The 18,305-nt window shown below is 58.3% G+C and carries 16 protein-coding genes and 1 pseudogene; 5 read left to right on the forward strand and 12 right to left on the reverse strand.

What is annotated here, in order from left to right:
- Positions 1–45 precede the first annotated feature (45 nt).
- The 8 genes and pseudogenes from infB to CYB_RS05380 form a co-directional block, all read right to left on the reverse strand.
- The gene (infB, locus tag CYB_RS05345; protein ID WP_011432757.1) at positions 46–3,210 is read right to left on the reverse strand and encodes a translation initiation factor IF-2; all 3,165 of its coding nucleotides are present in this window, start codon (positions 3,208–3,210) and stop codon (positions 46–48) included.
- Positions 3,211–3,606: 396 nt separating this feature from the next.
- A complete protein-coding gene (locus CYB_RS05355) occupies positions 3,607–3,897 on the reverse strand; it encodes a YlxR family protein (RefSeq protein ID WP_011432759.1) in 291 nt (96 codons plus the stop codon).
- A 44-nt stretch (positions 3,898–3,941) separates the two neighbouring features.
- Entirely contained in the window at positions 3,942–4,961 is a 1,020-nt protein-coding gene (locus CYB_RS05360; protein ID WP_011432760.1) for an HD-GYP domain-containing protein, read from the reverse strand.
- 187 nt (positions 4,962–5,148) lie between these two features.
- Positions 5,149–5,332, reverse strand: a pseudogene (locus tag CYB_RS15645) (hypothetical protein); the annotation flags it as partial.
- Between the two features lie 423 nt (positions 5,333–5,755).
- Positions 5,756–6,625 carry a prohibitin family protein gene (locus CYB_RS05365; RefSeq protein ID WP_148202707.1) on the reverse strand — a complete coding sequence of 290 codons (870 nt, stop codon included), beginning with the start codon at positions 6,623–6,625 and terminating at the stop codon, positions 5,756–5,758.
- A 51-nt stretch (positions 6,626–6,676) separates the two neighbouring features.
- Positions 6,677–6,961 (reverse strand): hypothetical protein, encoded by a 285-nt coding sequence (locus CYB_RS05370; protein ID WP_041436379.1) that lies wholly within the window; start codon positions 6,959–6,961, stop codon positions 6,677–6,679.
- A complete protein-coding gene (locus tag CYB_RS05375) occupies positions 6,958–7,524 on the reverse strand; it encodes a thylakoid membrane photosystem I accumulation factor (RefSeq protein ID WP_011432764.1) in 567 nt (188 codons plus the stop codon). Before CYB_RS05375 ends, CYB_RS05370 begins: the two co-directional genes overlap by 4 nt.
- Before the next feature lie 133 nt (positions 7,525–7,657).
- On the reverse strand, positions 7,658–8,836 hold the full coding sequence (locus CYB_RS05380) for a TRC40/GET3/ArsA family transport-energizing ATPase (protein WP_011432765.1): 1,179 nt from the start codon (positions 8,834–8,836) through the stop codon (positions 7,658–7,660).
- 188 nt (positions 8,837–9,024) lie between these two features.
- Between CYB_RS05380 and psbQ the strand changes: the two genes are divergently transcribed.
- A complete protein-coding gene (gene psbQ, locus CYB_RS05385; protein WP_011432766.1) occupies positions 9,025–9,423 on the forward strand; it encodes a photosystem II protein PsbQ in 399 nt (132 codons plus the stop codon).
- Positions 9,424–9,776: 353 nt separating this feature from the next.
- Here the strand turns inward: psbQ and CYB_RS05390 are convergent, their stop codons facing one another.
- Complete coding sequence (locus CYB_RS05390) at positions 9,777–10,658, reverse strand: Tab2/Atab2 family RNA-binding protein (RefSeq protein WP_011432767.1); 882 nt, start codon at positions 10,656–10,658, stop codon at positions 9,777–9,779.
- Positions 10,659–10,676: 18 nt separating this feature from the next.
- Positions 10,677–11,153 carry a VOC family protein gene (locus tag CYB_RS05395; protein ID WP_011432768.1) on the reverse strand — a complete coding sequence of 159 codons (477 nt, stop codon included), beginning with the start codon at positions 11,151–11,153 and terminating at the stop codon, positions 10,677–10,679.
- Between the two features lie 299 nt (positions 11,154–11,452).
- Here CYB_RS05395 and CYB_RS05400 point away from each other — a divergent pair, with 299 nt between their 5' ends.
- On the forward strand, positions 11,453–12,592 hold the full coding sequence (locus CYB_RS05400) for an energy transducer TonB (RefSeq protein WP_011432769.1): 1,140 nt from the start codon (positions 11,453–11,455) through the stop codon (positions 12,590–12,592).
- A gap of 160 nt (positions 12,593–12,752) precedes the next feature.
- Here CYB_RS05400 and CYB_RS05405 read toward each other — a convergent pair whose 3' ends face one another.
- Positions 12,753–13,460 (reverse strand): RNA-guided endonuclease InsQ/TnpB family protein, encoded by a 708-nt coding sequence (locus CYB_RS05405; RefSeq protein WP_011432770.1) that lies wholly within the window; start codon positions 13,458–13,460, stop codon positions 12,753–12,755.
- A 270-nt stretch (positions 13,461–13,730) separates the two neighbouring features.
- Here CYB_RS05405 and gcvT point away from each other — a divergent pair, with 270 nt between their 5' ends.
- Positions 13,731–14,855: a glycine cleavage system aminomethyltransferase GcvT gene (gene gcvT / locus CYB_RS05410; protein ID WP_011432771.1), complete on the forward strand. Its 1,125-nt coding sequence runs from the start codon at positions 13,731–13,733 to the stop codon at positions 14,853–14,855.
- 9 nt (positions 14,856–14,864) lie between these two features.
- Here gcvT and CYB_RS05415 read toward each other — a convergent pair whose 3' ends face one another.
- Positions 14,865–15,824, reverse strand: coding sequence for a sigma-70 family RNA polymerase sigma factor (locus CYB_RS05415; protein WP_011432772.1), 960 nt, complete (start codon positions 15,822–15,824; stop codon positions 14,865–14,867).
- A 923-nt stretch (positions 15,825–16,747) separates the two neighbouring features.
- Between CYB_RS05415 and CYB_RS05420 the strand changes: the two genes are divergently transcribed.
- Together CYB_RS05420 and CYB_RS05425 are read left to right on the forward strand one after the other, a co-directional pair.
- On the forward strand, positions 16,748–17,122 hold the full coding sequence (locus CYB_RS05420) for a DUF1257 domain-containing protein (protein WP_011432773.1): 375 nt from the start codon (positions 16,748–16,750) through the stop codon (positions 17,120–17,122).
- 23 nt (positions 17,123–17,145) lie between these two features.
- Complete coding sequence (locus CYB_RS05425) at positions 17,146–18,261, forward strand: pentapeptide repeat-containing protein (RefSeq protein WP_041436382.1); 1,116 nt, start codon at positions 17,146–17,148, stop codon at positions 18,259–18,261.
- The last annotated feature ends 44 nt before the right edge of the window (positions 18,262–18,305 follow it).

The following is an 18,305-nucleotide window of genomic DNA, read 5'->3' on the forward strand; positions in this document are numbered from 1 at the left end:
AACACAGGCCTGACCGGCAGGCCAACCTGAAGTGCCTTGATGAAGCTAGACAGAGGCCAGCGTCCGCCGCTTGGTGACCATCTGGTACACCTCGATGATGTCGCCTTCCTGCCAGGATTGGAACTTGTCGATGCCGATCCCACACTCGAAGCCCGCAGCCACTTCCCGCACATCGTCCTTGAAGCGCTTCAGGGAGTCTAGACGTCCCTCGTAAACTACCTCCCCTCTGCGGCGAACTCGCACCAGAGCATTGCGCTGCACCTTGCCCGAGAGCACATAGCTGCCGGCAACCGCACCGCGCCCGATGGGGATCACCAGGCGCACTTCCGCTTGGCCCAGCGGCTCCTCCACTTCTTCCGGCTCCAGCAAGCCCTCCATCGCTGCCCGCAGATCGTCCAGCAGGTTGTAGATGATGTCGTACTCCCGCACGTCCACACCCTTGTCATCGGCAGCCTGACGGGCGCCGGGGGCCAGGGTGGTGTTGAAACCGAGGATGATGGCGTCGCTGGCCGCAGCCAAATCCACATCGGTTTCCGTGATCTCGCCAGGGGCCGCCAGCAGAACCCGCAACTGGACTTCCTCTTGGGGCAAATCCCGCAACGCTGTCTGGATGGCTTCGGCGGATCCCTGGACATCCGTCTTGATGATCAAGTTCAACTCCTTGAGCTGACCTTCTTGGGCTTTAGCGGAAACGCTACCCAAGCTCACGCGACGAGACAGCAGCGCCTGTTGTAGACGGGTTTGCCGCAGCACCTCCGCCCGCTCTTGGGCAATGCGACGGGCCTCTTTTTCGTCGGTGTAAACCTGAAACTCATCCCCGGCTGCCGGGACTTCATCCAAGCCCAGCAGTTGTACCGCCGAAGACGGCCCAGCTTCCTGCAACCGCTGGCCGCGGTCGTCCATCATCGCTTTGACCCGGCCCAGCACTGCGCCGGCCACCAGGGTATCCCCCACCCGCAGGGTGCCGTTTTGCACCAACAAAGTGGCCACTGGCCCGCGAGCTTTGTCCAGGTGGGCCTCGATCACCGTGCCGCGAGCGGGACGATTGGGGTTGGCCTGCAGCTCCGCCACATCGGCCACCAATAGGATCATCTCCAGCAGAGCATCCAGGTTACGGCGGGTGAGAGCGCTCACCTCCACCATCGGGGTATCCCCACCCCACTCCTCTGGCAATAGGCCGTGCTCCGCCAACTGCTGCTTGATGCGCTCTGGCTGGCTGCCGGGCTTGTCGATCTTGTTAATGGCCACGATGATCGGCACCTGAGCCGCCCGCGCATGGCTGATCGCTTCCAGAGTTTGCGGTTGTACCCCATCGTCGGCGGCCACCACCAAAACCGCAATGTCGGTGACGCGGGCTCCCCGGGCGCGCATGGCGGTAAAAGCCTGGTGGCCAGGAGTATCCAGGAAAACGATGCGCCGCTTCTGGCCTTCAAAGTTCACATCCACATGGTAGGCACCGATGCGCTGGGTGATCCCGCCAGCCTCTCCCTGCGCCACTTTGGTGTCGCGGATGGCATCGAGGAGGGTGGTTTTGCCGTGGTCCACGTGGCCCATGATGGTTACCACCGGCGGACGCGAGACCAGATGGTCGATGTCCTCCACGTCCAGCATTTCGGTTTTTTTAGCCTCGGGTTCTGCCTTGGGCCGGCGAATCTCGTAGCCCAACTCTTTGGCCACCGACTCGGCCAGCGACTCATCCAAGACCTGGTTGATGGTCACCATCACCCCCTTGAAAAAGAGGGTTTTGATGATCTCAGTTTCGGCCACGCGCAGGCGATGGGCCAATTCCTGAACGGTGAGGCTGCCATCCAAGAGCAACACCTTCTCTTCGGGCAAGGGCTCTGTCCCGCTAGCGCGATCGGCAGCACCAGCCTCAGCGGAGGTGGGTTGCTGCTGCAAACGGGCAGCAGGGCGGGGGCGGGCAGGGGGAGCAGCCGTTGCCGCGGGTGGGCGATAGGAAGGAGGCTTGGCGGTGGGGCGAGCCAAGGGCTTGAGGGCGTTCAGCTCAGCCTGCTTGACCGCTGAAATGATGGTCATGGGATCCAAATCCAAACCATCTCCATCTCCTTCCCCCCGTCTCCGACTGCGTTTGCGTTTGGCTTGGACGCGGGCAGCCCGCCGACTGAGAGCTTGTAGCTCGTCGTCCTCTTCTTCTTCCGTTTTGCGCTTGACCTTGGGTGGGGTAGGTCTTACAGGAGCCTCTACCAACACCGGGCTGGGACGTTCCCCAGGGATTCTTTCTGGCAAGGGAGAGGCGGCATCTGGCTCAGGGGGAGCCGGCTTGGCCACAGGACGGGTAGGGGGCCCCACCAATTCCATCCGCCGCTGCGGACGAGGGGCTTCACCGGCTTTGCCGCTGCTGACACTGTCTTCTTTGGTTGCCGGGGAGCGCGTGCCAGGGCGAACGGGTGCGCTCACCAGTTGTGGACGGGGGCGCTGCGCAGGTGGAGGAGAAGGAGCTTTTTCTTCCGCAGGCTGAGGAACGCGGGCGTGGCTGGGGGATGGTGCTTCTGAGGGGCTGGGGCGACTGGGCTCGGGAGCTTTTTGCGGCGGTTCAGGCCGCTCTGCCGGCGGTTTTGTCCCGGAGGTAGCTCGTTGAGGGGGCGAGAGTACGATTGGGCGCTTGGCCACAGGACTGGGCTCCGAGCCGCTGGCTTTGGCCGCGGCAGACTCAGAGGGAGTGGGAGGGGTTGCCGGTTGAGAAACAGTCTCCGGCTTTTGGGTGGCCTCAGACGAGCGGACAAGAGGGGTAACCTGCCGCCGCGGTGGGCCTATGAGCTGAGCACCACCAGCAGATCCCTTTTCGGGGGAGACTCGCTCAGGTCGAGACAGCGAGGGCTTGGCAGCCGGCAGAGTTTCAGCAGTCTTGGCTTCGCCAACTGGAGCTGGCTGCTGAGCAGGCGCGGGCCGACGAATGCCGACGATCGCGCTGGCGGTGCCGGGAACTTTCTGCTGAGGGCGCTCACCGACTTTGGCTTCAGCAGGAGGCTCCGGCGGCAGGCTTTCAGATGGGGGTTTGGGCCGGGGTCGAGGAGGTTTCACAATGTGGGGGGCGCCCAGCTTGCTGCGCACCAACTCAGCTTGCTCCGGAGAAATGGTGCTGCTGTGGGTTTTGAAAGGGATCCCCAGTTGCTCACAAACCTCCAGCACATCCCGACTGTCACGCCCCATCTCACGGGCAATATCATAAATTCGAACTTTATCGGTCATTCGTCTGCTAGCCTCTGCTCCTTTACTTCTCGTCAGTTTTACTATCCAAACTCAATGGGAACCAAGTTATTGGGTTGAGCCGAACCTTTCGGGCTTGCGGGGGCTTCCTCCGGCGCATCGAGAACAGCTCGGCAATCCTCCGGGGATCCGGCCTGAAGGGAACCCAGGTCTGAAGCTGCTCTGGCAACATCCACAGGGGACATCCAGTAAAGCAACCGAGGAAGAACGAGCAAATGTCAACAGCGCCTCCAGAATAACCTCTCTGCAGTTCATCCCACTTGGCCTCAGTTTTCCAGCCAACTCCCATTCTGACAGTTGAGAGGGGCTGCCGTGTGGTTCGCAACTTAGCGAACCTGAAGAGGCGCTTTGAATATCTTACCTACATTGGGAATACCTCTAAGGCTCAGGCTTTTGGAGGAGATGTCCCTGGGAATCTTGCTCAAGAGAATCCAGCAGCCGTTGGAACAACGAGTCAGGCACAGGTGCCTTGAGGGCTCGGTTTATCTGTTGCTTGCGCCGGGCTGCTTGCAGACATTCCAGCCGCCGACAGACATAGGCAGAGCGCCCCATACCCCCGCCCAAAAGCACTTGGTGGGAATCAAATTGTCTGACCAGCCGCCACAGTTGTGAGCGAGGAAACAACTGGCGACACCCTACACAACGACGCAGCGGATCGGCACCCGGCAAGAGACTCTATCCTGCTGGTACACTACAAGTAAGCCCTATCTAGCCTACTCCAAATCCAGCGCCCGCGATCGCAGAAACTCAAAGAAATACTCCACCAACTGGGGATCCCGCCAACCCCTGTCTGTTTCTTCCCGCAAGATGCTTATGGCCTCTTGAACGGTGAACGCTCGCTTGTAAGGTCGCTCCGAGGTGAGGGCGTCGTAGATGTCGATGATCTGGAAGATACGGGCCACCAGAGGGATCTCTTCCCCCTTGAGGCCGTCGGGATAACCGCTGCCATCCCAACGCTCGTGGTGGTGACGGATGAGGGGCAACACCTCTTTCATGGTGCGTAGTGGGCGGCAGATTTGCTCCCCGATCAAGACATGGGATTTCATCACCTCCCACTCTTCCGGCGTATGCTTGCCTGTTTTACCCAAAATGGCATCGGGTATGCCCACTTTGCCGATGTCGTGCAGGTAACCTCCCCACATCAGCACCTTGATCAGGGGACGGGGCAGATGCAAAAACTCGCCGAAGCTCTTGGCCATTTGTGCCAGGCGCTCACAGTGATCCCCGGTGGTGGGATCCCGGCTTTCCACACTGCGGGCAATGGCGAACAGAACCTGAGCAGCATGATCCAAGTCTTCATTGAGGTGCTTTTGGCGAACGAGGGAACGCACCCGCGCCAACAATTCCGACTCGTCAAAGGGCTTGCTCAAGAAATCATCTGCCCCAGCTTCAATACCGCGCACGCGATTTTTGTGATCGCTGGCCGCTGTAACCAATACCACCGGGATCAAGCGTGTCTCGTCATTCGCTTTGATGCGTCGACAGACCTCGAACCCATCTAACCCCGGCATCATGACATCCAGCAAGATCAGATCCGGCTGGAAGGTTTTCAACATTTGCAGGGCTTGATTGCCGCTTTCGGCCTCGCTGACCCGATAGCCAATGCTCTGCAGCAGATCCCCCAGCAGCAGGCGGCTGTTGGGCTGATCATCGACGATCAAAAGATGACCGATCTCTGTCTCATCCGCCTCATCCGCAGAAGGTGTGACAGGGATCCCAACTGTCACGGGCATCTTGGGCATCTCGAGTTTGGCGAGTTGGGCACAGGAAAAGCTGGTCACTGCAGGATCCCAGTAGCAACACCTCTACGGTAATCCCATCAGAGAAAAAAGAGCATCAGGCTTTACACTGAGCTGCTCCGGGAAAGGGAAGGGTTTTCTGATACATTTACGCTGAACACTGCTGAACATCACTGTTCAACTATGCAGCGATAGCATTCTGTTTGTTTCCAACCAGAATGGCGGTATCCCGCAAAGCTTTGAGTAGAATACCCAAAGCGCAGTTTCCGTGTCGTCTTACTACCAATTTTCTGCTTTGCTTTGGCTACCATGTTGGCAGACTCGAAAGTAAACAGAAAGATCAACTGGTAGTAATCCGTACTGAACATATTATACATTATTTTCAGTATAGTTGAGCTTATTATTGACTAGAGTCATGCTCCCATCAACCCAGGGCTTTGTGAGCAATTGTACAAAGCCTAGATATCCTGGCAGCCTCCTTCTGTTTAGTCTGATACAGATGCTCCGGAGAGTGGATGCCCCAGTCAACTCCCCAGGCTCCTACGTCAGCTTGCCAGTTGAGTGTCGGGCCCGGTATTTGGCCCCCGGAGTACCGGAGAGTGCTGGGTTCTCTATGAATGCAAAATGAATGCAAAGGCCGAGAATTACGGCCCATCAAGAAATTAAGGGGCACAGCAGCAACACTTCTCTGGGAGAGGGGCTGGGGCTGATGGTCTGTTGAGAACGGGCTTGGAGTGGATGCACCTGAACTGGATGGATCCAATCCTAACTTGGGACTCTCGAATCGATTACTTGTTGAGAAAGTCCCCCAGATTGAGGATGGTGTTTTGCTCGCTGACGATGGCTTGGATGTCGTCGGGCAAGTTGCGGACATACTCGAGCTGGATGACGTTCGGGTTGCTGCGCAGCGCTTCCCCTTTGAGGGCGATGGCTTGGGCCTCACCGCTGGCTTTGACAATCATTCGTTGTTTGATGAGTTGAGCCTGCTCTACGCGAAACACTTCTCTTTGCTTCTCTTGCTCGGCAATTTGTTTGGCTTCGATGGCCGACTGAAACTCTTTGGAAAATTCCACATTGCGCAAGAGCAAGCTCTGCAGCACCAGCCCTTCTGGCTGCATTAGGCGAGAGAGCTCAGCGGCAATTTGTTCTTGGATTTCAGCTCGTTGCTCAGAATAAACGCCAATGGCCGAATAGCGGGCGATAACATTGCGCACCACGGCTTGGGAGGCGGGGCGAATAATTTTGTTCAGGTAATCGGGGCCTACATTGCGATGGATTTCGGGAACCCGATCCGGATCCAGGCGATAGCGCACCGAAACATCCAGATCCACCCGTTGCCCATCGGCAGTGAGAGCGGTGAGGGTATCGTCGGCTTTGACGCTGCGCTCTTCACTTCGGCTGGTCATGTTGTAGGTTTGGGTGCGCACATCGTAAAGGGTGGGGAACTGCAGCACCGGAATCAGCAGATGGATCCCCTCGCGGCGGGGAGTCATTTCCACTCCCGTGAGGCGGTTGAAGATGACGGCTTCGTAGCCGGGTTGGACAACCAGCAGACAACGGGGCAGGAGGGTCAGCAGCGCCAAAAGCAGGCCCAGCAGAGGCAGAAAGCGCGAAGTCTTGCGGTCAAGACTAAATGGTCTAGGGCGTCGCATGCGCATGGGCAAGGGCTCCGGGATCCAAGAGCTTTTTTATCTTAAGGGGTGTGCTGGCTAGCTCAGCACCCAGCGCTGCAGGGCAATGCCCAGCAGCAGGCCAAGGCCGCCGAAGCGTACCACCTGCCAAAAGGTAGCGGGGACAGGATTAAACACCTCTAGCACATAAGCCTGCAGGCGTTGCTCCAGTTGACTGGCTTCAGCTTGGATTTCGGCCCATTGTTCAGGGGAAAGCTGGGCTATGCGCTCCAATTCTCTGAGGTCGGCAAGACGAGCCTGGAGACTCTGGAGTTTTTCCTGCAGAGCCTCGAGAGGATCAAAGGGATCGGGATTGGCCGTCACGGCTGGGCTTTTGTGGGGGGGTAGGCTTGGGGAGAACGGGATCCGGCAAATCCGGTTTGGATCTCGTTGAAGGGTTTGGCTTTGATCAGCCCTGGGGGAACGGGATCCAACTTGAAGAGGGCGCGAATAGCGTTTTCCACCTCGGTGATGGGGCGGTTGCCGACGGATTGATAGACGATATTTCCCTCTGGGTCGAAGAGGAGGGTTTGAGGCACTTGTCCGGTGTAGTATTGGCCGCGCTCGTCGCCGGGCAGGAGGGAATCGACGGAATAGGGGATGAAATAGACCCCCAGCCCGTAGCGAACCTGCAGGTTGGCAATGGTGGCGGCGTATTTTTTGCAATCGCTACTGTCATCGATGTAATACACGAGGAGGGCCGGGATCCCTTGCTCTTTCGCCTGCTTCAAGGAAACGCGGGGGGGGATCATGCCGCCATTGGCCCCGTAGAGGGCAAAGATGTTGCCATCGTAACGGTCGTCGTTGAGCAGGGCGCTGGCGGGAGGGGAAAACCAACCTGTCAAAGCGATGAGCAGAGCCACCAGGAAGATACGAAGCAACAGCATGATCTCATCCTCTTCTGAGAAGGGATCCTCGGCGATCCATCTTTAGAAGTAGGGAACACCCTCATTGTGCCATCTGGCGCTGACGCTGCCCCGTTGCCGTTCAACACTGACGCAACCAAGAGCAGCTACAGCCTCAAGCAGCAAAATGAATGCGCAGGTAGTCTTCTTCCATCTTGGCGCGGGCCGGGGTCATGGCCGCTAAAGTCTGGGGCAGAACCAAGTTGCGGCGGTGGTTGCCGATGCGGATGTTCAGCTCATCCCCGGTTTTGGTCAATTCCACCTGCTCTTTCGGGATCCCGGGCAAGTAAAGATCCAGCCGGTACTGGCCGTTGTCGGTTACCACATTCAGGGTTTGCTCGGCATAGAGCACGTCCGCCGGGTTGCGATCCCCCCAGAGGTCTTTTTTCAGGCGGGCTAGGGCGTCCCATCCCACCAACTCCTCGGAGTACAGCGGGATCTCGAAGACCGGCAGGGGGGCAAAGTTTTCGTGGATTTCCTGGCGATATTTCTGTTGGGCTGCCTTCCAGGCGGCAAAGTAGGGATCCACCACTCCATCCGGCAAAATGCGGTTGGCGATCACCAAATCGGTGGCCACCCCGTAGAGGCTGAGGTAGGCGTGGGCCCGCAGCGATTCTTTGATCACCATCTTTTCCGGGTTGGTGACCAGCCGCACGGAGGTGATGCGGTTATCGGTGAGGATGCGCTCCAGCCGCTCAATCTTCTGATAGAACTCATAGGGGGCATCCAGCACCTGGTCATTGGGCAGCGGGATCCCGGTCAGCCCCTTCACAATCGGCTCGGCAATAGGACGCAGCATTTGCGCCAGCCCCTGCAGGGGTTTGTAGAACCTGCGCATGTACCAGCCAGAAACATCCGGCAGGCTCAAGAGGCGCAGGGCCGTGCCTGTAGGGGCCGAGTCGATGATCAACACATCGAACTTGCCTTCGTCGTAATGGCGATTCACCCGCACTAGGGCAAAGATCTCATCCATCCCTGGCAAAATCGCCAGCTCCTGTGCCTGCACCCCATCTAGCCCTCGCGCCTGCAACACCTGGGTAATGTAGGTTTTGACGGATCCCCAATTCAGCTCCAGTTCGTTGAGGGCGTCCAACTCCGCTCCCCAAAGGTTAGGTTTGACCTCGACCGGCTCATGGCCCAAGGGCTGATCGAAGCTATCGGCCAAAGAGTGGGCCGGATCTGTGCTCAGCACCAAAGTTTTCAGGCCAATCTCGGCACAACGCCAGCCGGTCGCCGCCGCCATCGAGGTTTTGCCGACTCCACCCTTGCCGGTCATGAGGATGATGCGTTGCATGAGAGTGCCATTTACATTCTTTTACATCCCTAGCCTAACCGATTTGCTGTGCTCTTCGAGAGGCAGCCAAGGGGCTGAGGTGCAGCCAGCGGGTAAACTATTCATTTGATTACCAAATGATTGCCAAAAAGCTGATGGCAATCATGGCCAAGAAGTCAAGCCTGTTGCAGGCATGTGGGAGGTATGTGATGATCTGTCGCTGGCGGAGTGTGTTGCTGGTTGCCATCCTGACATTGGGGCTGTGGCTGGGATCCCTTTCTGTGCAAGCGGCTGCTGGCCTGCCCCGAGAGCTGCAACAACTGGAGCAACAGGTAGAGCGGCTGCAAAGCCTGGTGGAGGCGGAGGACTGGTTGGAGATCCGCTCCTACATCCACGGGCCGATGGGACTCACTCGTAAGACCTTGACCGGCCTGGCGGCTACCCTGCCAGATAAACAAAAGCGGGAAGTGCTGCGCCTGGCTAAGGAGATGGGCCGCAGCTTAGAACAACTAGACTTTGCCGCCAAAGCCTATGACCAACCCGAGGTGGAGGCAGCCCAGGCCAAGGTGAAAAAGACCTTGCAGGCGCTGGAGGCTGTGTTTTCCTAGTGAGGATCCCTTCTCTCTTTGGCGAATAGCGTCGTTTCAGGTTAGGGTGAGACGCCTGGGCCACTGATCGCGCCAGCGGGACGGAGTCCTTGAAAAGCCTTCTGGCCCTGCGCATTCAAGGTTTTGGGTGCGGATGCAGGGCCCTAGTTTGAATCGAAAACGCAGTCATTTCAAGTAGTGTAGTCATTTTTTAAACAGGTAATGAAACATTTCTGTCGCATTGGTCTCTAACTCCCCTCTCCCTCTGGGAGAGGAGCTGGGGGTGGTCGCGGCAGCGGCGCGGAGCGTTTGGGGAGTGTCTCAATCTAGTTTGAAATGACTGTAATTTACAAACAGGCTGTAACGGCTGCTACTTACAGCGGATGTTGCATCAGCCAGAAGCCGGCGAAAGACTGGGCCCTGAGATCGGTTTGAATGGCAAGAAAGTGGAGCCCCTGGGCCTGCTGCTGGCGCTGGGCAAAGACTTCTGCCTCTGTTCGCAGTGTTTCATCTCTCAATTGTGCAAACAGATAACAATCGTTGAGGCCCGCCTCGAGCAGTAGCCGTCCGTCTGCCACACTCAAGTAGGCGGGTTCCATACCGCTCATCCAGGCTGCCATCGGCAAAGCCCGCTGCGAGGTAATCACCAAGCCGGGAATGAGGGTGCTCCGCACCACTGGTGCCAATGTGTCGGGCGTCAAAGTGTCCCAGGCAACCGGAAAAAGCTCGCCAAATTCTATCGGCCAGGCGTCGGCTTCCCGCAGATCCTCAGCTCGCAAGGTCACGAAGGCCCAGCGTTCTCCCTGCAACTTGTCCGGCAGACGGATGGGATCCGGCGGATCCGGATCCACAGGAGGTTCGGGGCTGTAGGTAAACTGAGTCTCTTGAGGGTAAACCTGCTCTGCCCGTTCTCGCATCCAAGCTTTGAGGGTGTAAACGCGACGACTGGGCAGCATCGGGATCCCAACCGCATCGCAGGCCCGTTGCAGGATGGAACTCATGCGGGCTCGAAACACACGAATGGCCGAGGGAGGCTGGGGAGCCGCTTCGAGGTAGCTCCGCAACTGTCGTGCCACCCAGGTGCTATTCACCTCTTGGTTACTGCAATACTGCGCTTGGCGAAACCGGCCGGTGGGATCGCATACCAACAGCTCCCAAACCCTTCGGTTCTGCTCATCCCGCAGGGGGACGGCGTTGAAATCCATCTGCCAGATAGGGCCGCGCGCAGGGCCAGAACGCAGGGGTTGAGTGGCCAAAGGTTCCTCCTGTTTGCACTACATGCCACTTGAGCGGGCCGGGGATCGTTCGCGCGAGCGGTGGGAAGCACTGTCCCCGACCAAGGCCAACTCCCGCTCCCCAAAAATGGCGGAAGCGTGGCGGTAGTACTTAAACTCCAGCAGGTTGTAGAAGGGATCCTGCAAAAAGAAGGTGCCATGCTCCAAGGGGGTGCCAACAAAGCGCCAGCGCGGCTCTTGATAAAAGGGCAAGGCCCGCGCCAAGGCACGGTCGGCCAGCGCCTGCCAATCCCCTTGGGTAGGGAAGATCAGGCCAAAATGACGAGGGTAGATGCCCCGCTGGGGCGTCAGCTCTTCGTGGGTGAGGTGTGCCACCAGTTGATGGCCGTACAGGTTAAAAATAACGGCAGCAGAGGTTTCTCGACCGATCTCACAGCCCAAGCCATCGCCGTAGTAGGCCTTGGCCAAGGCAATATCGGCAACTGGAAAGGCCAGATGAAAGCGGATGGGTTCCATAACGTCGCTCCTAAAAAGCCACCAAAAGTGCCCCACCAGCCAACATCAGAGCCAGCACCCCGAGCTGTGGGGCTTTTCCCCGGCTAATGGGATCCCCGCTCTTTTCAAGGTAGGCGATCTTAGAGCTGCTGCAAGGTGGGATCCCTTCCCGAGCCCGAGATAGACTATACGCCTTTGCGCAGGAGTGCCAACTGCTCGGATGCTATAACACTAGCTGGGGTGTTACCCCCGTGGCCCAGTCTGCAACAGACAACTCGGTGTGTTGAGAGCGTTGAAGAAAGGAAAGGGCAATCTTGGCTATGACCAGCATCTGGATTGAGCAGCGCCGCCGCGAGGATGAATCTCGCAACTTTTTTTGGATGGTGGCGCTGTCGCTGCTGCTGCACGTGCTGGTGCTGCTGGGATTGCTCCACTTGGGGCGGCTTTGGCTCACTCGCGAGCCAGAACAAGAAGCCATTGAGTTTATCCTTCTGGATCCAGAAGATCTGCAGCCCCCAGAGGAAGCAGATCTGGTTTCAGAAGTTGATTCCCGCGATGGGGGTGAGCGGGTAGAAGCCCCTCCGTCTCAAGGCAGTCCACCTCAATCTCAGGCCGCCCCTCCCCAGGAGGCCCCTCCGCCGCCGCCGCCAAGACCCCAACCACCGCCACCGCCTGCCCCTGTTCCACCACCACCTGCCCCGGCTGCAGTTGCCCTGGCAACCCCAACTCCAACCCCTCCACCCAAGCCCACGCCTACCCCAACCCCCGCTCCCCCTCAGCCCACCGCGACCCCGACTGCGGCACCGCCCCCTCCCACGCCTGTCCCCAGACCTACTCCGACCCAAACTCCACCGCCTGTGGCGGCTGCTCCCTCCCCAAGGCCCACTCCCCCGCCAACTGCGGAGCCCTTGCCCATACAGCCAAGCGAGCGGGTTTCGGATCCCAGCCAATTGGCTCCCGTTCCGCCCGCTCCGCAACCGGTGACAGAGGTTCTTCCCGCCCAGCGGCCCTCTGATTCTTCCCAGTTGGGACCTCCGGTCAGTGCTTCTGCTCCCAGCAATGGAGCCGGGATCCAGGGCAGTGGAGCCAGTGGATTGGCCAACCCCACCCAATCCGCTCCCAATCCCCCCAGTGTGGCAGCGCGGGCCGATGTGGATTGGGGCCCCTGGCTGGCCGCTTTGCAGCGGAAAGTGGAGCAAAATTGGATCCCTGGGCAGACCGGTACCTCGCGCCGCACAGTGGTGATCTTTACAGTGGGTCGAGCTGGCGATCTGCAGAGCATTCGCCTGGGGCGCACGTCCGGCAGCCAACAAACAGACGATGCGGCGCTGACGGCTATCCAGAGGGCAGCTCCCTTCCTGCCCCTGCCTGAGGCTTATGAGGGCAACTCGGTGACAATTAATTTCACCTTTGATATCAACGTGCTGGGCCAGTTGACTGTAGGGGGATCCGCCAAGTAAACTACCCGACCCTGACTGCTTCGCGGTACAGAGTAGGCTTTTAGTAGCCCTGCAGTTAGTAAACTAACCACGGACCTCTGGGATGGTTTACGACACCCCCAATCGACCGTTACCAGTGCCTTAAACAACCGTTCCTGGTGTCCGCAGTATTATTATTATATCACAAGGCAAGTGAAGTTGTGTATTCCTCCCGATACTGACTTAATCTGCGCTGGTGCTGCTTTAACCTCCTTTCGCTGCGTCTGAGAAACTTTGGACACTCTACAGAGTTGCCGTTCTGGTCGGTGTAGAAAGCCTTCCAGCCCAAGTCAATGCCAATAACATTGCCTGTGTATTCTCCCTGCTCCTTGCGCTCCACATCCAAGCAGAACTGGGCATAGTACCCATCTGCCCTGCGTATCACCCGCACCCGATTGATTTTGGAGTTTAGGATATGGTGTCTTGCCTCACCATTGCAGTACAAGGCAAATGTTCCTGCGTTGAAGCCGTCGGTGAACGTGATGGACATGCCGTCAGGAGACAGCTTCCAGCCGGACAGCTTGTACTCGACCGACCGACAGTTCTTCTTGAACTGCGGATAGCCTTTCCTTGGCTCTTTGTTCTTGCAACGGCGGTAGAAGTTGGAGAGGGCAGACCAAGCTCTTTCGGCACTAGCTTGACGGGCGGCAGAATTGAGCTGGCGGGCGAAGGGGAACTCTTTGGCCAAGTCCTTGCAGAGGGAATACAGAACCGCTTTGGTCGCGCCCCGGTTATCCATCCAGTACCGCAGACACTTGTTTTGCACAAACTGCGCAGTGCGAATGGCTTCATCCAGAGCTTGGTACTGCTCTGCTGTGCCGTTGAGCAGCTTGGCTTCTCTGACCAACATATTGCTATTTTAAAGTGCTACGCACCGCTACCGCGAACAGCGTTCCTGAAGGGATAAAACGGTCTGCGCCTTACATCCCTGCCCTCAAGGGCAGGGCTTTACGGCGTTTTTTCGGTAAAACCGCAGGGATCCCTACAGGTTGCCAACGCAGCTCAGGGTGTGGAGAAGACCCAGGGTACCAGCTCCCACCGTCGTCGATGGACAGGATCCCCAAAATGCGCGACGGTGAGTTTATTCTGGTCGTTACGCTGGACGCCAAAGGGATCCCTGATGAGTTCAACCCCGCTGCAGCGCACCCCCTTGTTCCCCCTTCATCAAGCTTTGGGGGCGCGATTTGTCTCTTTTGCCGGCTGGGAAATGCCGCTGCAGTATCGGGGAGTGATAGCAGAACATCGGGCAGTGCGGGAGAGGGTGGGGACATTCGACATTTCCCACATGGGCAAGTTCACCCTCTGGGGGCCGGAGCTGGGATCCCACCTCAGCCGTCTGGTTCCCAGCGATCTGAGCGCTGTTCCTGTGGGATCCGGTCGCTACACCGTCCTGCTCAATCCGCTGGGGGGCATTTTGGATGATGTCATCTTCTACCGGCATCCACCGGAGGGTGAGCTGGAGCACTGGAGCGTGATCGTCAATGCAGCTACCCGGCAGAAGGATTGGGATTGGCTCAACCACCACTTCCAAGGGATCCCCGGAGTCAACCTTCAGGATCACTCCGACACTCGGGTCTTGTTGGCGGTGCAGGGGCCGGCAGCCGAGGAGGTTCTCCAGCCCTTTTTAGAGGGATCCCTGAAGGCTTTGCGCCGGTTTCAGCACGGTCGGTTTGCCACAGCAGCGGGAACCTCGGGAGAGACTATCTTTGTGGCCCGCACCGGCTACACCGGAGAAGATGGCTTTGAAGTTATGCTCAGCCCCGAAGACGGCATCCGCCTTTGGGAGCAACTGATCCAGGCCGGCGTGCAACCCTGTGGGCTGGGCTGCCGCGATACCCTACGTCTGGAGGCCGCGCTCCATCTCTACGGGCAGGACATGGACGAGAGCACCACTCCCTTAGAAGCCGGCTTGGGCTGGTTGGTGAACAACCCAGGGGACTACATCGGCAAGCCCGCCATCGAAAGCCAACGGCAGCAAGGGATCCCTCGCCACCTGGTGGGGTTTCGCATGCTGCATCCGGCCATCCCCCGCAGCGGCTATGCCATCTACGCTCCCAACTCCCCTGAGCCGATCGGACGGGTAACCAGCGGCACCCATTCTCCCAGTTTGGGCTACGGCATCGGCTTGGGCTATGTCGCTCCGGCTTGGGCCAAGGTGGGATCCCGGCTGGAAATTGAAATTCGGGGGCAGCGCCAGCCTGCCGAAGTGGTGAAAAAACCTTTCTACAGTGCTGCGCACCGCTGACGCAAACGGTTACAGGTTCCCGTTAACCCAGGGTTTGGCAGCTTTGGGCGTGGAGTATTCCTGTTGCAGCCGCCGCAATTTCCGCAAGGCCCGCCGCTCAATTTGTCGGACTCGCTCTCGCGAAAGGCCGATGTGCTCCCCAATTTCCCGCAGCGTTAGGCCCCTCGATCCATCCAGCCCATAGCGAGCCACGATCACCTGTCGTTCTCGTTCACTCAGTTGGCCCACCAGCGCGCGGACTTCCTCTCGACGGGCAAGCTGGGTTAGGTGTTCAACAGGGTCGTTGTCTTCATCTGGGATGAAGTGCTGCAGCTCGGTGCCGTCTTCATCCCCTACCCCCACATTCAAAGACCGCATCTCTGCCATGTGGCGGGTGATCAGCTCCCGGTAGTTATCGCCAATATCCAGAGAATCAAAAACTTCTTCCGCTTGGGGACGGGATCCCCTTTCGGCAGATAACTCGCGGTAGCGCCGCTTCACCTGGGAGACCTTTTCGTACATGTGGGCCGGCAGACGGATCATCCGCCCCTTGTTTTGGATGCCCCGGTTCACGCTTTGCCGGATCCACCAAGTGGCATAGGTGGAGAACTTGTAGCCACGGGTGGGATCGAACTTTTCCACGGCGCGGGTGAGGCCGATGGTGCCTTCCTGAATCAGATCCAGAAACGGCAAGCCTCGATTGCGATAGCGCTTGGCAATCGACACCACCAAGCGGAGGTTACACTCCACCATTCGTTTCTTGGCTGCTTCCCCCTGCCGCAGGATCTGCTGCAGCTCTGCTAAAGGGATCCCCAGCCGCTGGCTCCAACCTTCCACAGACTCATGGGGCTGCCGTTGCTCCAAGAGCGTCACCATCCGCTGCACCTGGTGAGCCAGGCGGAGCTCTTCTTCAGCGGTGAGCAACGAGTAGCGGCCAATCGTCTTTAAGAAACGCCCCACCGCATCTTGCAAGTCAAGACTTTCTGACATATCAAACCCCACACCATAAATTCATGTCCTGTCAGAATCTCTACTTCTCCTGCTGCATCGGGCCCTCTTCCTACACACGAAGCTGACCTTTCTGCAAACAGCACCTTATTCATACCAGCACAAAAGCCTTTTCGTAAAGGCTTTGACTTCGAAAAATCTGATCCAGAACTCGGTGTTTGACTCACTAAATTTATTGAGGCTGCTTCACTAGACACTACCGGCAGTGCTTTAAGTCCTTTTTTATTGAGTAGTAACTCTACCTTAAGTAGGAGGGAAGAGATCAACTATTTTATAAACTCAATCTTAAGTTCTAGATAGATTGAAAAAATTATTCCACTTGCTTGACCAGTTTTTGGTACCAAATCAGATCTTCAAGAGACAAAAAAGCAATTTTTTCATCCAATTTGTGGGACTAGAGATGAGTATTTTTGTTCGCAGAGCCATCGGAAAAGCTTACTTGGCAAGGCACAGCAAGGGTCATCGGCGGGTTTTTGGAACGGCTTGGGGCTGGTTTGGTACCTCATCGCCGGCAATTCCAGCCGGAGACAGACGAGAACAGATCCCTGTGGGACAGATTTTTGCTGCTGCCTCCAAACATAGTGGAGACTATCGTCAATTCTTGACTTTAGACGCTAGATGTAGATCCAAGATTTCTGTGTTACCGAACACGCCAGGCGCGGATGCCTCAGCCTTGGTGCTCCGTACCGCTATCGCGAATGCCGCAGCGCGCGCCTACATAAGAAGGCAGGTCAGGCCAGCCCAGCGACCCTCCAGGCCCAGGTGTGTTGCACTCCTGCGGGAGAAAGGGGGAGCTGCGTTCCGCTCGCTCGACCCACCGCAGGATGGTTTACATTTCTTCCACCACCCCAAGGGCGCTTTATAGTGAGGATCCGGTCTCCATCGGTCAAAGGATTGGAAGGGCCATGTCTCACTTCACCACCCTGCAAGTGCAAATCAAAGACGCCGATCTCCTGGAAGAGACTCTGAAGGAATTGGGCTACGCTGTGCAGCGGAATGCCAGCCTGCGGGGCTATCTCTGGAACCGCACCCGCGCCGATCTGGTGATCCGGCAAAAGAATGGCTTCGACATCGGGTTTCGTCGCAACGGGGATCACTACGAGCTGGTGGCCGATCTGTGGGGGGCGGGCATCGATCCCAAGACCTTCCTGGAGCCGATTTTGCAGCGCTACGCCCACAAAAGTTTGCTGCGCTCAGCCCGTGAGCAGGGCTATACCATCGAGGCCGAAGAAGTGCTGGAGGATGGCACCATCCGCGTGGTGGTGGGGCGTTGGCTATAAGCCAGGTTCATCGGGATCTGCCCATGGTAGGTAAGCCTCAGCCGGCTGTCAGAACTGGCCAGGGATCCCGGCCCCAACCTTGGGATCTGGTGTTGGGGGGGCAAATGGCAACCGGGAGCGCCCCTGCCCACGCCTTGGTGTTGGGAGGTATCGAGGGGGCGCGGAGACGACTCGCCCATAGCGATGAAGCCGTGCGCTTAGCCACGCTATCCCAGTTGCTGCAGTACGGGTCGGCGGGCCTGGCCGAACTCATTGCAGCCCTCGCCGGCAACAGCTCTTGGGCGGTGCGGCTGGAAGCTTGGCGGCTGTTGTCTCAGCTTGGCCAGCCGGAGGCAGAACAGGCCTGTTGCACCTACAGCCCCTTTCGCCCGGTGGGGGGAGCGCAAGGGGTGATCGTGGCCTATCGGCGTGGGGAGCGGAACTTTGCCTACGCCGACCTGGAGGGAGTGGATCTGCAAGAGGCGCGGCTAGGGGGCGTTAACCTCTACGAAGCCAATTTGAGAAAGGCCAACCTGCGCCTTTGCAACTTCAACGGCGCCCACCTGCGCCGGGCGGATCTGCGCCAGGCCAATTTGCAAGAGGCCAAGCTAAGCGGCGCCGTCCTCGAAGGAGCCGATCTGCGGGGATCCGACCTCAGAGGGGCCAAGGTCAGCGGCACCAGCCTGCGGGGATCCCGGCTTTCGGAAGAGACCCACCTGGAAGAACGGGTGCGCCACATCTGGCAGTTGCAGAACTGGGGGGGACAGGGACAGGATTTCTCCGGCCAAGACCTGAGCAAAGCCGATCTGCGGGAACTGGTGCTCTGTCAGATCCGGCTGAGGGGAGCGGATCTGAACCGGGCCGATCTGCGCGGATCCAACCTAGAGGGAGCGGACTTGGGGGGAGCCAACCTACAGCGAGCGGACTTGCGGGGGGCCAACTTGCAAAATGCCGACCTGGAAGGGGCCAATCTCAGCGGCGCCGAGCTGCGTCAGGCCCAGTTTCAGGGGGCTAACCTGCGGCGGGCCGATGTCAGCGGGGCCAACCTAACCCAAGCCAACCTGGAAGGAGCTCAGATCGAAGGGTTAAAGCACAGCGGATCCCGGATTGCCGGCCTGATCTTTCCCGACGGCACCCCGATCAAGCCCTGGTGGTGGTAACAGGTGCCTACCGCTCACCCAATGAGCCAAATCCAAAGGAATCC

The organism is Synechococcus sp. JA-2-3B'a(2-13) (assembly GCF_000013225.1).
GTDB lineage: Bacteria > Cyanobacteriota > Cyanobacteriia > Thermostichales > Thermostichaceae > Thermostichus.

Excerpts from the sequence above, each read along its gene's own strand:
- infB (WP_011432757.1), bottom strand. The coding sequence starts at position 3,210 with ATGACCGATAAAGTTCGAATTTATGATATTGCCCGTGAGATGGGGCGT.
- CYB_RS05360 (WP_011432760.1), bottom strand. The coding sequence starts at position 4,961 with ATGCCCGTGACAGTTGGGATCCCTGTCACACCTTCTGCGGATGAGGCG.
- CYB_RS05365 (WP_148202707.1), bottom strand. The coding sequence starts at position 6,625 with ATGCGCATGCGACGCCCTAGACCATTTAGTCTTGACCGCAAGACTTCG.
- CYB_RS05375 (WP_011432764.1), bottom strand. The coding sequence starts at position 7,524 with ATGCTGTTGCTTCGTATCTTCCTGGTGGCTCTGCTCATCGCTTTGACA.
- CYB_RS05380 (WP_011432765.1), bottom strand. The coding sequence starts at position 8,836 with ATGCAACGCATCATCCTCATGACCGGCAAGGGTGGAGTCGGCAAAACC.
- psbQ (WP_011432766.1), top strand. The coding sequence starts at position 9,025 with ATGATCTGTCGCTGGCGGAGTGTGTTGCTGGTTGCCATCCTGACATTG.
- CYB_RS05395 (WP_011432768.1), bottom strand. The coding sequence starts at position 11,153 with ATGGAACCCATCCGCTTTCATCTGGCCTTTCCAGTTGCCGATATTGCC.
- CYB_RS05400 (WP_011432769.1), top strand. The coding sequence starts at position 11,453 with ATGACCAGCATCTGGATTGAGCAGCGCCGCCGCGAGGATGAATCTCGC.
- CYB_RS05405 (WP_011432770.1), bottom strand. The coding sequence starts at position 13,460 with ATGTTGGTCAGAGAAGCCAAGCTGCTCAACGGCACAGCAGAGCAGTAC.
- gcvT (WP_011432771.1), top strand. The coding sequence starts at position 13,731 with ATGAGTTCAACCCCGCTGCAGCGCACCCCCTTGTTCCCCCTTCATCAA.
- CYB_RS05415 (WP_011432772.1), bottom strand. The coding sequence starts at position 15,824 with ATGTCAGAAAGTCTTGACTTGCAAGATGCGGTGGGGCGTTTCTTAAAG.
- CYB_RS05420 (WP_011432773.1), top strand. The coding sequence starts at position 16,748 with ATGTCTCACTTCACCACCCTGCAAGTGCAAATCAAAGACGCCGATCTC.
- CYB_RS05425 (WP_041436382.1), top strand. The coding sequence starts at position 17,146 with ATGGTAGGTAAGCCTCAGCCGGCTGTCAGAACTGGCCAGGGATCCCGG.